At 65.6% G+C, this 15029-nt stretch carries 7 protein-coding genes; all 7 read right to left on the reverse strand.

The annotated features are described in order from the left end of the window. Nucleotides 1-53: 53 nt before the first annotated feature. Nucleotides 54-1289 (reverse strand): helix-turn-helix domain-containing protein, encoded by a 1236-nt coding sequence (locus tag EDD39_RS14400; RefSeq protein WP_123556143.1) that lies wholly within the window; start codon nucleotides 1287-1289, stop codon nucleotides 54-56. 279 nt (nucleotides 1290-1568) lie between these two features. After that, entirely contained in the window at nucleotides 1569-4574 is a 3006-nt protein-coding gene (locus tag EDD39_RS14405; protein ID WP_123556145.1) for a DUF499 domain-containing protein, read from the reverse strand. A 49-nt stretch (nucleotides 4575-4623) separates the two neighbouring features. After that, a complete protein-coding gene (locus tag EDD39_RS14410) occupies nucleotides 4624-7332 on the reverse strand; it encodes a DUF1156 domain-containing protein (protein ID WP_123556147.1) in 2709 nt (902 codons plus the stop codon). Then, entirely contained in the window at nucleotides 7329-10565 is a 3237-nt protein-coding gene (locus EDD39_RS14415) for a helicase-related protein (protein ID WP_244256724.1), read from the reverse strand. Before EDD39_RS14415 ends, EDD39_RS14410 begins: the two co-directional genes overlap by 4 nt. After that, entirely contained in the window at nucleotides 10562-11671 is a 1110-nt protein-coding gene (locus tag EDD39_RS14420; RefSeq protein ID WP_148089442.1) for an ATP-binding protein, read from the reverse strand. The genes EDD39_RS14415 and EDD39_RS14420 overlap by 4 nt, the downstream gene beginning before the upstream one ends. A 559-nt stretch (nucleotides 11672-12230) precedes the next feature. After that, on the reverse strand, nucleotides 12231-13508 hold the full coding sequence (locus EDD39_RS14425) for a tyrosine-type recombinase/integrase (protein ID WP_123556152.1): 1278 nt from the start codon (nucleotides 13506-13508) through the stop codon (nucleotides 12231-12233). A gap of 838 nt (nucleotides 13509-14346) precedes the next feature. After that, nucleotides 14347-14961 (reverse strand): helix-turn-helix domain-containing protein, encoded by a 615-nt coding sequence (locus EDD39_RS14435; protein WP_123556156.1) that lies wholly within the window; start codon nucleotides 14959-14961, stop codon nucleotides 14347-14349. Nucleotides 14962-15029: the final 68 nt, after the last annotated feature.

The following is a 15029-nucleotide window of genomic DNA, read 5'->3' on the forward strand; positions in this document are numbered from 1 at the left end:
GTCAGAACGCTACGTGGCCGTGACGAGCGAACAGCCCCGTCCCTTGGAGACATTCACTCGATCGCGCTGTTTAGATCGGAAGTCCCAACCTCCGGGTACAGCTCCTGGTATAAGCCAAGGTAGTCCTTCACGTGCTGTCGGCCGCTGTCGGTCAGGAACCAGAAGTACGGGCCGCTGTCCACGCCGTCCGGATGACGCAGAACGATGAATCCTCGGCTGGGGTTGTGGCCGTCCGGGCTTCGCCCGACAGCCAGGGCGTGCGGGGCTCGCCCCGCCAGTGATCCGTCCAGCCCGACTCCGCCGGCGCGGGCGACGCGCACGAGGACACTCCACAGCCAGCGGGACAGCAGCGGTGCCGGCGTCCCTTTGCTGTTGGGTACCTTCAGGGCCGCTCGCGCGACGCTTCGTCCGCGGCGTGTCACCTCAACCAGAGTGCGAGCGACCTCACCGACACCGTCGATGTACACGCGGTCCCGGTAGGTGGTGACCAGGCCGCGTCGCCGCAACGCGGCGACCGACGAGCCCACTCCTGGATCGCGCACACCCTCGTGCCGTAGCCGCTCCTGAAGCCTAGTTAGCCCGACCAATTCCTTGGGCGCGTCAAGCGCGAGGGGCATTCTTCGCCACTCCCGCGCAGCACTGCGGACGCCGCCCCTCGCGTGGCTCCGCTGTTGCAGTAGTTCCTCCTCTTGGTCCTGCCAGAAGAGACAGGCCAGGTAGATGCGCTGGCGCTCGTTCAGCTCTTCCCACACTGCCAGCGGCCCGGATGCCTCTCCACTGCCAGGCTCCCTCCTAGGAAGGATTGGCACAGCCCCGTCCACCGGCCGACTGCGACGCCAGGCATCCAGTAGCACCCGCTCAGGTACGCCGTACACCCGAGCGAGGGCACGTGCGACTCTCCCGGCCATCTCCGGGGATTCTCCATCCCACCCCGCTACGGCCCGTCCGAGCTCCAGCGCCCGGAGCTTCCCGACGTCGAAGCCCAAGTCCCGAGCCCATGGCCTCTCGGCCACTGCAGCGGCGGCCTGACCTACCTCCAGCCCCGCGTCCCGGCGAAGATCCGAAAGCGTCTCCGTTCCGCGGAGCCGGCCGCACAACTCCTGCGCGTCGCATCGCAGAACGGCCAGCAAACGCCCGAACGACCGATCCCCAGGAGCGCTCCGCCCCGCCAGCCAGTACTGCACGGCCCGCTCGGAGACGCCGACGGCCCTCGCCAGCTCGGCCGTGCCAAGGCCGCGCCGCTCGATGTACCTCGCCAGCGCGGACGGAGAAAACGCGGTCTCGGTCATGTGCCCAGGTAACGGTAAGAGCGTGGTTCCGGGCAACCGCCGAACAGGGACCGGCCGTGTGAGCCGGGCACCCATCTCCCTCCCTTACCTGAAAGCTCCACCTTCCTGCGGCTCCTTGGTTTCCTGTGACACAGGCGGACCACGTCCCGGCGGAGAGAACGTCCGCACACTTCACTCTTGGGCCAATGGCGGCGAGTTGGGCGCCCGCATGCGTCCGGGTCTTCAGGGCGCCCAACTCCAATGCCTCCTGGTCGATATATCGACCGGTGTGACAAGTGCCTAGATCTCCTTGAACGTCGCCGAGATCCCCAGCTCGTCGAGTCGCTGTCGGATCTGCTCGGCTCCCTCGGCACTCAGTACGACCTGGAATGTGCTTTGAAGGTAGCTGATCTGCCTCTCATCCAGAGCCATGAAGAACGAACGGAACAATGCGGCGAGTCCATCAGCGGCGTCATCGTCGGCAAGGAGGTTGCAGGTGAACGAGAACACTGCCTTCTGGTCCTTGCCGACGGAATCCTGAGGGGCCCCGTTGCTTGAACCGTCTGCTCCGGTGTTTTGGCTGGCTGCCCCGTTCGCCTGGGCAGCGCTGGCTGCCCCTGCCCCGCCCTGGGCGGTGTCATTCGGAACTGCGGGCTCGCTGGAATCGGCGCAGGCGCCGTCATGGGAAGGTTCGCCGCAGGTCGGGCAGAGCTGAGGCTGCGGCTTCGAGAGCCGCAGGCTCGTGCTCGCCAGGTTGACTTGCGCGGGCCCGGTGACAGCGACCTCGGTTCCGTTACCGTCGACGATGCTCACCAGGCCCTGGTCCACGGCGTCGTGAATCGCTTGCTGAAGATCGCGATCCCCGCCGTAGAGCAGCGGGAGTCTCGGCGCGCTGTAGAACGCGGCGCGGATATCGGAGAGCGTCTTCCCGTAGTCCTGGTCACGGAGGTTGTGGTGCAGGGCCCGGGGAGTGAACTCCCCGACGTCGAAGACCTTGTCCCGCGCGGCTAGTGCCTTCCAGACCGCAGTGCCGTTCAGAGCGGTGAAGTTGTCATCGTCGTAGGTCAGTTCGTCGAGGTAGCGTTCTCCGTCCGGGTCAGGCTGCGCGAGGAATACGACGTGCTGATAGGCCCGCTTCAGGGTCTTCTCCAGCTGTTCTTTTGCCGTGGCAAGTTCCTTGGTGCCGATCGCCTTGAGTTCGCTGTCGTTCTGCACCTCGGGAGCGGCAAGGGCTCGTTGCCGCGCCAAGTACTCCACTGCCAGGCCGCGCACCAGGCTGCGCCGCTGAGTGTTCGCCACCGCGTAGACCGCGCTGCTGGCCCATTGGACGGGGAGCTGGTGGACACCTTGCCCGAGGCCCATCGCCACGGTCAGCGCCTCCATGGTCAGCTTCTCCATACCGTTGCGGAGGCTGAACTGCGCAGGGTCGAGCACAACAAGCCGGTTTGTGTAAGCCATGTCCAAGCCGCTGGTGGCCATGACATCGGCCGCGGTGCGTTGGGCATCGGCGGGAATGAACTTGAGTTCACGGAACGGGCCGCTGTTGGCGAGCTTCTGAGCAAAGTCGGCGATGACCTGGTCCCGCTCGGATTCGGTGATTGTGCGCCGGATGTCCTTGACGAGCATCTGGTGAGTGAGGCGGGTGGACATGAAGTAGCGAGCGGGTTTGTTGTTGCCCTGACCTCTGGCGATGTCGAGAGCGCTTATGCCCCGTTCCTGGTTGACAACCTCTTCGACGACGATGTCGGCATCGGTGATGGTGTAGCTGGTGGCCGGGACACTGGTGGCTGCCTTGACCTCGGGTGCGCTGGCACCGCGCCCTCGACCGGGGCGGAGGGTGCCGACGATGCTTACGAGGAAGATGAAGGTGGCAGCGCGCTCAGCGGCTCGCGGATTATCCCCATGCCACGGCACTTCGGGGCGTTCAAGGTCCTGGCGGCGCGCTGTTCCTGACGAGCCCTCGTGGTTGATGACCTCGATTTCGGCGAGGCTTCGGTAGTTCGCGATCGTGCGGTCATCCTCCACCAGGCCGCTGCCCAGGAGCGCCTCGCGGACAGTGCTCTCCGACAGGGGAAGGTCGCCGGGGCCGATGAGTGCCGGCACCCACTCTCCCGCCTTGCCTCGCTGTTGCAGGGCGAACACCGTGGCAGCGAAGATCCGAATGGTGGATCGGACACGCTGGAATCCGGTGACTCGACTCCACTCGTCCTTCGCCAGACTCACAAGCATGGGGTGGAAGGGGTAGCAGGCAGCAACCTCGTCCGACCAGTTGCGCCGCCAGTCAGCACCGATCTGCTCCCAGACGTGCTTGGTCCAGCCGTTGTCGCTTAGGACCGGCTCGTAGAGGCGGGCCGTCGCGGCGAGGACCTCGGTGGCCGGCTCGGTGTCGAAGAGTCGCCGCCGCAGGATGTCGGCGAAATCGCTGACCTCGGTGACCGTGGCCGGCAGGCCGTTGCGTTCGAGCAGGGTGTTGAGGTCGTCGCGGCGTTCCTTGCCAGCCGGCGAGAGCGCGGTCTTGTCTGCGTCGGAAGCGATCATCACGACGAGCATCGCCACGTGAGGGACGTCGTTGACGACGTCGAGAAGGGCACGCAGGAATGCCATGTCCTGGGCTGCAAGATCGGGCTTGTTGGTGCCGTCGAGACCGTTGCCGATGTAGTCCAGGACCTCGTCGATGATGATCAACACTGGCCTGTTCACGGCGCGGATGGCCTCGGCGATCTTGTGCTTGTCGCTCCAGAAGGGCAGGTAGCGCTCGTAGAGCGAGTAGTCCTTGGAGAACAGCCGCCACAGGAACCGCTCGTAGAGGCTGACCGCCGGCCCGTCGAGCTCCTGTACGCCAGCACCAGCGGTCATGTTGTCGCACGGCAGGACGACCACATGCGGCCCCCCGAGGTCCCGGGCAAGCTCTCGGCCCATCTTAGCCTTCGCCCGTTCGGTGACCTTCTCGCCCAGTTCGGTGGACAGCAACGCCGCGGGATTGGCAGCCAGGTGGAAGGCTCCGATGCAGGCGTGCGACTTACCGCCACCCATACCCTGGTCGAGCCGGGTGACGGCCCGGGCCTTCAGGTAGTCGTCACCGCCTCCGACGCGGACCGCGATCTCGGTGAGGAGGTCGATCAGCCGCTCGGTGGGGTGGGTGATGTCACCGTAGTAGGCCGCGTCCGCATATGGCGGCCGGTCCGTGGCGGTGCCGTGGACGGCGCGGAACAGCGACATTTGCACATCGTCGATCTGGCCGGAGGCGTTGAGGATCTCCTCACGGATCCTCAACGCCTTCCACCACGGGGTCACGCTCGTCGTCACTACTTATCTCCTGGGCTGGTGAGCATAGGTGCTCGTGGTGTGCTCGTCATCACATCAGCTTCAGCTGGGCGCCCTGGCGGCGCGCACGTTCGAAGGCGCTGGCGGTGACCGCCTCGGCGGCGCTGCCGATCCCGGCCCGGGTGCGCAGGACTCGGGTGAACGCGATGGAGTCGGGGTCGTTGTCGGGAAGCCGGTCAGCGAGGAACTGGATGGCCGACCAGAGGTAGGTGTCGTCGACACCGCGCTCCGATGCCGCCAGAACCTCACCCATGGCCTGCAAGCCCTCATCGGACGCCGCGGCGAGCGCGAGTGCGACGTCGACCGCGGCGGAGTCGCTGTCGACCTTGCCGTAGTACTCACGCGAGGTGATGAAGCGGACCCCCTTGTCGGCGTCATTCACAAGATCGCGTACGGCGGCGAGGTCGAGGGAAGAAGCGAGGGCCTGCCAGCGCAGCTCGGACTTTGCCTGGACCTGTCGGCCATAGAGTCGAATCCACCAGAGGGCGAACCGGGTGCGGGCGTCGAAGGCCGAGAGCGGCTGGTTGTTGACCTCGACGGCCATGGCTTCCTGGACCGCGGCGCGAGCCAGCGGCAGGAACGTGTGGATGTCGACCGGTCCGCCCTTGGCATCGAGGACCTCGCTGTAGCGGCCCACAACCTCCATCGCGGGGCCGGCCGCCGCCATCAGCATGTCGGCGGGTGCCAGGCCCCACCGCTCCCAGTCGGGGTAGCGGCGCTTGATCTCCGCCTTGATCTCTGCCTCGACGGCACCCTTACGGCCGGCTGGCCGTCCGGCCGGGGCAGGACGGCAGGCCATGGTCAGCGTGGTCTCGATATTCGCCTTGCCCTGCTGCCCGCCGGATTCAGTGTTGGCCGGCCACGAGCCGGTCATCACCAGCCCCGCCTTCTCGATGGAGTGCAGCAGCCGCTGCCACACCTCGGGCTCACCGTGGCCGAAGACGATTGTGACGACGCCGTCGTCGCGGACGGCCAGGCGCATCTGCGCGAAGGCGTCCGCGATGAGGTTGTCGTAGTGCTCGCGGGTGCGGTGCTCGTCCGGGGCCTCACCGCGTACCCGCTTGACGATGATCTCCTGGCTCTTGTCCTGGCAGCCGTGCGGGTCGGCGGTGACAGCAAGCTCCGGCCAGGTGTTGTGCAGGCACCGCTTGACCCAGGTGTAGAAGAGATCCGAAGCGTCCGCGTAGGCGATCATCTGGTCGTACGGCGGGTCTGTGACCACCGCACTGAACGTCTTGGGCGGGTAGGACAGCGCGGTCGCACTTCCGCGCTGCACCGAGGCGGGAACCCCGCGCAGGTCGGAGAACAGGTTGCGGCAGGCGGCCAGCACGTTGTCCGAGATCGATTTCCACGTTCCGGGGCCGTCGCCGATGCCGGACTCGAAGAAGTCGTGGGAGAACGTGATGGACCCTTCATTGACGAACAGGTCCCCGACCTGAGCACCGCCCTTGCTTTGGAACCGGGCGCCGCGGGTTGAACGCCGCAGCTTCTTCACCACGACCGCGGTTGCGTAGCCGCACAGGGCCCTCACGTAATCGCGCGACAGCCCGGCTGCGGTGAGCTCGTCGCCGAGCTCGTTGATGATGCGTGCCAGGCGCACGTACGAGAGGGTCTGGCGGTCGACCATGAAGTCGCCGTAGGTTTTCGCTCCATAGATGCTCGGCCCGATGATGTTGTTGTTGCCAGGCGCGATCCCCTCGTCCGGGACCGCCGGGAGGAAGGGGCTGAAAGCCGGCTCGAAGCCCAGCGCAGTGGTGGCCGCAGCGGCAGCCTTCCGCTCCTCGTCGGTGGGCTGGCGGAAGGTCTTCTGGCTCTTCGCGTCGATATCTGCTGCCAGGACGAGAGCGTCTCGGCCCTGACGTTCCTGCAAAAGCCGCCGGTGGACAGCCAGCGAGTGGACGTGGCTGCAGAACACACAGATCGCGCTCTTACCCGGAACCTTCTTGCCGTTCTCCACGGCATTGGTCAGCGTGGGCGCCCGGGTGGGCTTGCCCGGCGTCACGACCGCTTCCCACGTTCCGGAGGCCCGGTCCGCCGCAATGTAGAACGCCACCGCCTCGCGAGAGCCGCGAGCGGGCATCAACTCGTAGGAACCGATGAGTGGGAACGCGTGCCCGCACTCCTGGCAGGGGATCTCGACGGCCCACAGGTACCCCCATGGAAACGCGCCGTTGCTGCGAGGGTAGAAGTCGCTCATCGCAGCGGTGTGCCTGGCCTGGATTTCGGCGAACAGCGTCTCAAGGTCGCCGAGCAGCCGGTCCGTGCGGGAGGTCAGCAAATGGCCGAGGTCGCCGAACGGAAGGTCAGGCTCCCGGCTCCAGTCCTCGAACGGGGCCGAGGTAAGCAGGTGGCTGGCCAGCACTGCGACCGGGCTGTAGTCGACGGCAGACGCCTGGACGCCCAGGCGTGCCGACTCCAGTGGGATCATGCCGCGTCCCGAGAACGGATCAAGGGTGGCTGCGCCCTGCGGGTTGGCCTTGGCGATCTCGGCCTGCAGCTCGCTCCACGCCCCGTAGCGCCCCGTCATGGCCTCCCGGACGAGGTTCTGCAACCGGGTCTGCTCGCCGACCTCGTCGGGCCATGGCAGCAGGGAGCAGATCGTGGCGGCCTTGGCCTGGGCAGTGGGTCGCTTGGCGAACCACATGAACAGGGAGATCTCACTGTTCCCTGACCCCCAGCCCTTGTCGCTGTTGGCAGACACCTCGGCGCTGGGAAACCATCGTTCGATCATCCGGCTCATGTGTTGCTCCCCGGGGCGTTCTTGAGACTGCTACCGGGGACGCGGAAGATTGCGTTCCCGGTCATGACATTGGCGAAGAGGGTAGCGGGGTCCTGGTAGGCCCCGAAGAAACGGCCGCGGCCGTCAGCACACTGGTCGACGACGTAGAGCCAGTACTCCTTGCGGTGTTGGGTGGCGATCAGGACCTCGTTGCCGGTCATCCGGATGCCGTCGCTGGCCGCGTTGCCCAGCAGGCCCTTGACCTCGACATGCCGGACCTGGCTGTTTCGACGCGCTTCCAGATCGTAGCCACGGCCCTCCGTGTGCACGTCCTCCACAGCCCACCCGTCATCCGCGAGGAGTTGCTGGACGTGGCGCATGGAGACCAGCTCGGCGTCTATCTCCGCTTGGACCGTGATGTCGGCAGCTGCCAGGACACGGATACGGCCGATCAGCTTTGGCGCGGTCAACTGCACGTCCGCGAGACGCTCAAGCTCGTCGAGGCGTTGCGCGGTCTGGGCCTGGAGCCGGCGTCGCAGCTCGACTCGGGCCGCGCGGTCGTCGATGTTCTCGGTCAGGCTCAGCGGCAGGTTGGTCAGATCCTTGCGGGCCTGGGCGAACCAGTCAGCGCGCACGCGTCGGTGTTCGGCGACAGTCTCATCAGCCACCACCTGTGCAGTCGAGAGCGCTAGCCCCTCTCGGGCGGGATGAGGTGCGGTGCCGTACTGACCAGTGGGCACGAGGTTGGCCAGCGTCTCCCACCGCACCGGCCGGGCGTTGCCGCTGTCGTCGACCTTGACCAGGCTCGCCCAGATGCTCGCGCGCTTCCCGTCGCTTTCCGTCAATGTCGCCGTGTACGCGTACAGGTCGTACGGGGTGAGACTTGTGGGGTCGGCAGCGGCGCCGGACTGGTGCAGGTCCTCGGCGAGAGAGTGTTCCGCCATGCCGATCAGATCGGTGAACCCAGGCTCGCCTGGACCGAGCGTGATGGTGTCGCCGACGTCGATGCTCTCCGCGGCCTCACGTACCGCATCGCCGCTGGTGGCGATGTGTACCTCGCCAGTGCCGCCGAGGGTGACGGGGAACTTTGCCGCACCCTCCAGCGACAGTCGGCGGAATCCGGCACCGGCAGCCGTCGGGGAAGACCGCAGCACTCGGGCAGCGGTGAGCCGGTCGAGGTACGCCTCGACGATCGCGGGGTTGATCCGCGCGAACAGATCACGCTGAAGCAGGGTCAGTGCGGCGACGGCGTCCACCTGGCTGGCGAGACGTCGTTCATTGTCCCGCACCTGTCTGGCAGCCCGGGTGAGCTCCTGGGACTGGACGGCCTTGGCGGCGTCGATCGCCTGTTGCTTCCTACTTTCGTCGTTGCCGTATAGATCGGAGAGCCACTTGTCGTAGTCAACGCCGGTGATCTCGGCGACCGCTGACAGGCTGTCGAACATCTGGCCACGCAGCTCATTCGCCGCAGTGACGAAGTGGTCCAGCAGCCTGAGGAGGGTCTCACCCTCTCGCGTGTCAGTGGCGACCAAGTTGTACAGGTGGACATCACGCAACTGACCGACGCGGTGGATACGTCCCATTCGCTGCTCAAGGCGTACGAGGGACCATGGGATGTCGTAGTTGACCAACACGTGCGCGGCCTGAAGGTCGATGCCTTCGTTGCCGGCGTCGGTGGTGACGATGACCTGGAACTCGCCTCGCATGAAGGCTCGGCGCACCTCGTCGCGCTCAGCCTTGTTCTGCCGACCCGAGTAAAGCTTGGCGGTGAACCCTTCGGCTTCGAGGCGTTGTGCGACCCACTGGGCCGAGTCGGCGTACTCGGTGAACACCACAGCTTGCTCTCCGTTGCCGGGGAGGATCCCGTGCGGGGCAAGGCAGTCTTCAGTGAGCCGTTTCCACTTCGACGGCTTCCAAGCCTGATCACGGATCGTGGCGTTGATCTGATCCGCGAGGCTCTTGATCGCTGCCCGCTCAGCCCGGCTGGCTGTCGAGCTCGTGTGGACGACCTTCGCCTCATCGACCTCCGCCTCGTCACCTTGCCCGTCGCCCTCAGCGATGAGTGCGGCCTCGGCCTCACTCATCACCCCCATGTGGTCGTGGCGCCGGCGGAGTGTCTCCGCAAGTGCGTACAAACTCGAAGCGGCCCGCTTCGCGTACACCATGCGGGCAAGCGGCTGCGCGGCGGGTGGGAAATACCTGTCGACCATGTCCAGGGCAGCCTGGTAATACCCGTATTCGACCTGCGACAGCGGAACACTGTGGTTGTGCGCGGCACGGCCTTTGAACAGACGTGTCCTGCCGTCGTAGTCGACCAGGTCTTCCTTCATCCGCCGCAGGAAATGGATCGGACCCGGGCGAAGCGCACGCAGCGCCACATTCGGGTCGCTGCCAGGATCCGGGTAGATCGCCGGGTCCACGAGGTGCAGCAGGTGCCGGAAGAGCCACTCCTTGCCTCGGTGTGGGGTTGCGGTCATCAACAGTGCCCGCGGGGTATTCTTGGCCAGGAGGCGGCCGACTTGGTGGAACCCGGCGGCGGTAGGGGTCAGCCGGTGCGCCTCATCGAAGACGACCAGGTCCCAGCCGGCCTTGTCCGGCCGAATGGCGTCCTGCACGGCCGGGTTGACGGATGCCAGCTCAAGCGAGACTACCCACAGGTCGTTGGAGTTCAGCGCGTTCTCACGCACCGTCGCCGAGGTGAGCTGGCGCAGTCCTCCGCCGAGCAGACGCTCAAAGTCGTCGACCCACTTCGTGGCCAGATTCGCGGGGCAGACGATGATCGCACGCTTGACCAGGCCCAGTCGCTGCATCTCGCGGAGATACAGGCCAGCCATGATCGTCTTGCCCGTACCAGGCTCGTCCGCGAGCAGGAAGCGCAGCAGCGGCTGCGGCAGCATCGCGCCGTAGACGGCCGTGGTCTGGTGCGCGTACGGCTTCAACGGGGTGGCTGCCATGGCGCTGGATTCGGCGTTGGTGGCGGCGGCGTACATCCACTGGGTCCACATGGCTGCCAGCACCCGCGCCGAGTCGGCCCTACCGTCGCTGACCAGAGGGCGCACGGTCTGGGTGTCTCCGGCCGCCAGGTTCACCTCGTGCCGTCTGTCCTGGTCGTCAACAAGGATGAGGTCCCACGAACCCGGGGCATCGCCGGGCAGGGCAAACCGGACAGTGGCGAATTCAGGCACTCCGCTGGCCCGGACCCTCACTCGTTGCCCGCGCTCGAACGACACCTCGTCCTGCGGCTGATTGCTCATGCGCGTGTCCCATAGTTCGTCTGGATCCAGCGGGCTAGCAGTGGATCGATCACACGCCACCCTCGACTCGTGTCTTCGATGAGCCCGGCAGCGACCAAATGCGGTGCAGCCTTTTGAGCTGTCGTCTTAGGTAGGCCCAGCGTCCGCGCGGCCCGCGCGGCCATCGGGGCGCCGTACTCAGCCACCGCCCGAAGAACCTTGCGCTGGCCTACGCTGAGCCCGCTCATCGTTGCTCGCGATTCAGGGTCGATCTGCCGCAGAGCCGTAGCAATCGCCGCATCGAGATGATCACTGGTGGCTGGCTTTCCTGCGGGGACCTCTTGCCACAGCAGGTGAGCCAACAGCATGGTCCGCTGGGGATGTCCCTCACCCGCAGCCAGTAGCTCGTCCAGCACGCCAGTCACGTCGCGGTCCCCTGCGGTAGTGAACCGCTCTTGGATCGATGCGCGGAGTTCCGCTTTGGGCAGCCGGCCAAGGCGGAGCGCGGCCACTGGCTCCCCGTCGGCAGACCCTGTGGACAGCATGTCTGGCCTGCTCCCGGAGAGCAGGTAGGAGACGGCCGTCCGCTGCCGGTAGGCATGCTGCCGGATCAACGCCTCTGCTCCCGGCACGCTAGCAACAGATTGGTACTCATCGAGCACGATCAGAGTCCGCCCGCCCTCACGCTGAGCCAACAGGGAGGGAAGCTCCAGCAGAGCGTTCAATGCCGCCGACGGGTCGGCTGCGGGCCGACTGTCCATGGCCGAAGCGAATCCGGACCCCGTGATCGACACTCCAGTCTGCGAGGCGGCCAAGATCTTGCTCACTGCCGGACGCACCACCTCGGGTGCAGATGACGCCCAGGCCCGCTCAAGACGAAGCACCAGGTCAGAGGGGCTGGCGACGCCGAACAGATCGGCAGTGACCACAGTCAGGCCATCCCGCTGCCCCTCGGCCGAGATCTTGTGAATCAGGCTCGTCTTGCCAAAACGCCTCGGTGCCACCAGTGCCATCAGCTGGCCCTCGCGGGCCCACGCCTTGATCATCTCGACTTCTCGGCACCTGCCGACCAACTGGTCGCCGGCGACTGGCCCGTCGTATTCGAACGGGCCCGCGCTGTCCCGCATCGTCGACTCCAGGAAGTGTGGCGCTGAGGTCACAAAGGTATGCCGACAGCCTACCTCCTGGTACGCCAGCGGCGTACCTCCTTTGCCCAGTCCCGGACCGACCTTCCGCAGGCAATCCGATCATGGTGACGGACTCCCCTGTGTCGCCGCGGGCGTGGAGCCAGGCGTGAGGGGTGCTGCACAGTACTCACTGCGAGATCGAACTCAGTGCACTCTCATTTCACATCGCGAGCCCGAGAGCACTCCGGGCAAGTGGGCGGTCCGACGTTTCCGCAGGTCAGGGCGTTGCCGACCTGCGGAAACGATGAGAGATCGAATCACGTTTCCGCAGGTCAGAGGTACCCCTAGCAGTCGTAGTACTGATCGAACATGCCTCTGACCTGCGGAAACACCCCCTTCTGGCAAGATCATTTCACAACCAGTGCACACGCGAGGCCCTTGACGATGAGATGCACCGAGAAGCGCTGAGCGGTGCCGAGCAGGTCGTCCGCGCCGCCCCTGCCGGCTGCTACGAGGTGCAACCGACAGGGACGGCACGAGAGCGGGTGTCCGTCCTCGCTCAGGCGGCCAGTCGGTAGCGCCGGCCGAGCGCCTTCCGGGCCTTCTCGAACGACTGGGCCACGCGGTGCACGTACCGGCGGAGGGTGAAGGCCGGGTCTTCGTGGCCGAGGAGATCGGCGAGCGTATAGATGTCGACCCCTTCGTTCAACGCCTCAGAAGCGAACAGGTGCCGGAGGGAGTGCATCATCTTGTCTCGGCACTTCTCCCACAGCCGGCCACGGCCCACCGGCTTGTCGTTCAGTGCCTGGATGAGCCCAATTTCTTCAAGGGCTGCCTTCCAGAGCCAGTTAAAGTAGTTCTTGTTGATCGGCTTCCGTTCGCGCGACGTGAAGAACAGCTTGACCGTGACGGGAGGGCCGTCCTTTTCAATCCAGGGAAGTGTGATTTCCACCGAGGGAAACTGTCGGATATGTTCGGCCAGAATGAAAGCCAGGTCCTCGCCGATCGGGACGTACCTATCCTTCGGATCATCCTTGCTTCCGCCCTTTGGTGGAGCGAACACCATCACGCCGCGGTCGTGCGCAATCTGGCGGCGGATGTGCACCACCTTATCCTTCTGGAGCCAGTTAATGTCATCAGGGCTGAATGCGAATATCTCACCCTGTCGCATTCCGATGGCGCGACCGCAGTCGACAGTAGCCTTGTATCGGTCTGGCATGTTCTGCTTGATTCCTTCGGAATCTTCCCAGCTAACAGGGAGTTCCTTGGATGTCTTGCGCTGGCGGCGCGGCTTAACTCGCTGAACCGAGCGAGAGGCACACGGATTCTTGAGGATCAGTCCATCATCAACGGCCATCATGACGATGGAGTTGAAGTGGCTGAAAATCAGGCCAGCGTAGGTCTCGCCGATGGTGCGGAGCATGCCCTTGATCCAGGAGACGATCCGCGAGGGGATCAAATCTTTGATCTTTATATGCCCCAGCGGCTCGATGATGTAGCGCTTTACGCGAGCGTGGTACTGCGGCTCAGTGCGAGGGTTCTTGAAGATGAGGTCGGCGAGCCATTGCTCCGCCAGCTTCTTTATGAGGGTATCGCCCTTGTCTTTGGCGATGTAGGTGCCCTCGGTAACGCTCGTTTCAATCTTCGCCAAGTGCCTCTTGGCGTCCTCATACTTTTCGAAGCTTTCGCTTAGCTGCTGCCCGTCATGGTCCCGCCATCGGGCGAGCCAGCGCTTCCCCAATCCGTGGCTGCTCGACGGCACCTTCTTGTGGGCGGTGCACTTCTTTTCCCCGGGGGTCGGGCGCGACTTGTGCCAGCGGTCGTAAGGTTCAGACACTTGTATCCACCGTGCTTCATTGCGATTCGGTTCATTCCCATAACTCCTTCTTTCTGCCCGTTGAGTTCTTGGCCCGTGAGCCTGGATCGGGTTGCCTAATATTCCGTGGTGCCTGCCGCCGAGGAAAATTTGTCAAGCTGAGGTGTCGCGGCAGACGTTAAAGCGATTGGGAGGGGCGTGACGCTTGCCCGGGAATCGGGCGGATGCCGAGCGCGGGGTGGTAGGGCAAGAGACCTTCGTGGACACCAAACTCGAAGACTCGCTTCAATGTCGCGAGGACTCGGTTGATCGTGCTGACGCCCAGGCGCCCCTCGGCGTAGAGCCTGTACCTCAGCTGCTCGATGTCCGCCCGGGTGATCGTGGCGGCACGCCGGGCTCCGAGGCTCGGGAGCACGTGCAAGTCGAGCGTTCGGCGACTCGGGAGCTGCGGTTGACCGGGCCGGCCGCGGTCTAGAGGGGTCGCTGCCCACTGGTCCACCAAGCGGTCGAGGGTCAGCGGCGGCCGTTCATGCACGATGTTGGCCTGCGCAGCCCTCGCGAGCGGCCAGCTCGGCAGGCTCACGCTGCGGAGGACTCCTGCTTCGTCACGCCAGCGGACGCGGTAGCGGGAGGGTGGGGTGCGGCGGGCCGCGCGGGCACGGGCGACGGCCAGCTGGTAGTCCGCGTGGTTAGCGCGGTCCTCGATTCGTGCGTGGATCATCGGTTCGCTTCCTTATTTGATGTGTATATGACATGTGTCTCCCTCTTCTCTGCCCGTGCGGGTGCGGGCCGGTCGGCCGCATTCGGGTTCGCTGAACTCGCGTCGCGGCGCTGCCGGACGCGGGGGTGGGGCGTGGAGCTATGCGGAGCTGGAGTCGCCCGGCCGGAGCAGGGCGGCGAGTTCCTCGGGGGAGGCGCCGGCCTCGACGGCGGTGGTCAGCTTCTCCATGGTCGCTGCCATGTTGGAGTTGAACGCCTCGGTCAGCACGGCCGCCCGTTCTTCGAGCACCGACCTTGTGAGGTCGGCGACGGACTGCTGGCTGTCAGCGGCCGGCAGCCGCTGGAGAGCCGCGGAGTAGAACTGGCGGGCGTCGCTTCCGGGAAGCGCCTGTTGTCCGCAGAACCAGGCCAGGATCAAGCTGCCGTCGCTGAGCGCCAGTTGGGGAGTCAGCTGTAGTTGAGTCCCCGGCTCGGCATTGTCGGGCAACCCCAGGAGGTGGATGGGGGCCACGTCCAGCACGGCGGCCAGAAGTACGACCTCGTCCACCGACAGCTCCCGCCGCCGAACCCCGTTGTCGTCTCGGCGTCCGGTCTCGATGTTCGCCAATGCGGCGGCGGTCAGCTTCTCCGCCCCTGCTTCGGCGCACCGGGTTGCCAGATCCTTGACGGTCCACCCGCGCCTGTTCCGGGCCTGCTTCAGCCGGAGTGCTGCCGCGTCGCTCACCGACAGGGTCGGTGGTGAGCCGCTGGACATCTGGCCTCCTTGCTCGTCGTATCGGCAACTCTACCCATCACTTCTCGATCGCGCAATCGACCTCTTCG

Source organism: Kitasatospora cineracea (assembly GCF_003751605.1).
GTDB classification, from domain to species: domain Bacteria; phylum Actinomycetota; class Actinomycetes; order Streptomycetales; family Streptomycetaceae; genus Kitasatospora; species Kitasatospora cineracea.

Coding starts and splice junctions, on each gene's coding strand:
- EDD39_RS14400 (WP_123556143.1), bottom strand. CDS start 1,289: ATGACCGAGACCGCGTTTTCTCCGTCCGCGCTGGCGAGGTACATCGAG.
- EDD39_RS14410 (WP_123556147.1), bottom strand. CDS start 7,332: ATGAGCCGGATGATCGAACGATGGTTTCCCAGCGCCGAGGTGTCTGCC.
- EDD39_RS14415 (WP_244256724.1), bottom strand. CDS start 10,565: ATGAGCAATCAGCCGCAGGACGAGGTGTCGTTCGAGCGCGGGCAACGA.
- EDD39_RS14420 (WP_148089442.1), bottom strand. CDS start 11,671: ATGCGGGACAGCGCGGGCCCGTTCGAATACGACGGGCCAGTCGCCGGC.
- EDD39_RS14435 (WP_123556156.1), bottom strand. CDS start 14,961: ATGTCCAGCGGCTCACCACCGACCCTGTCGGTGAGCGACGCGGCAGCA.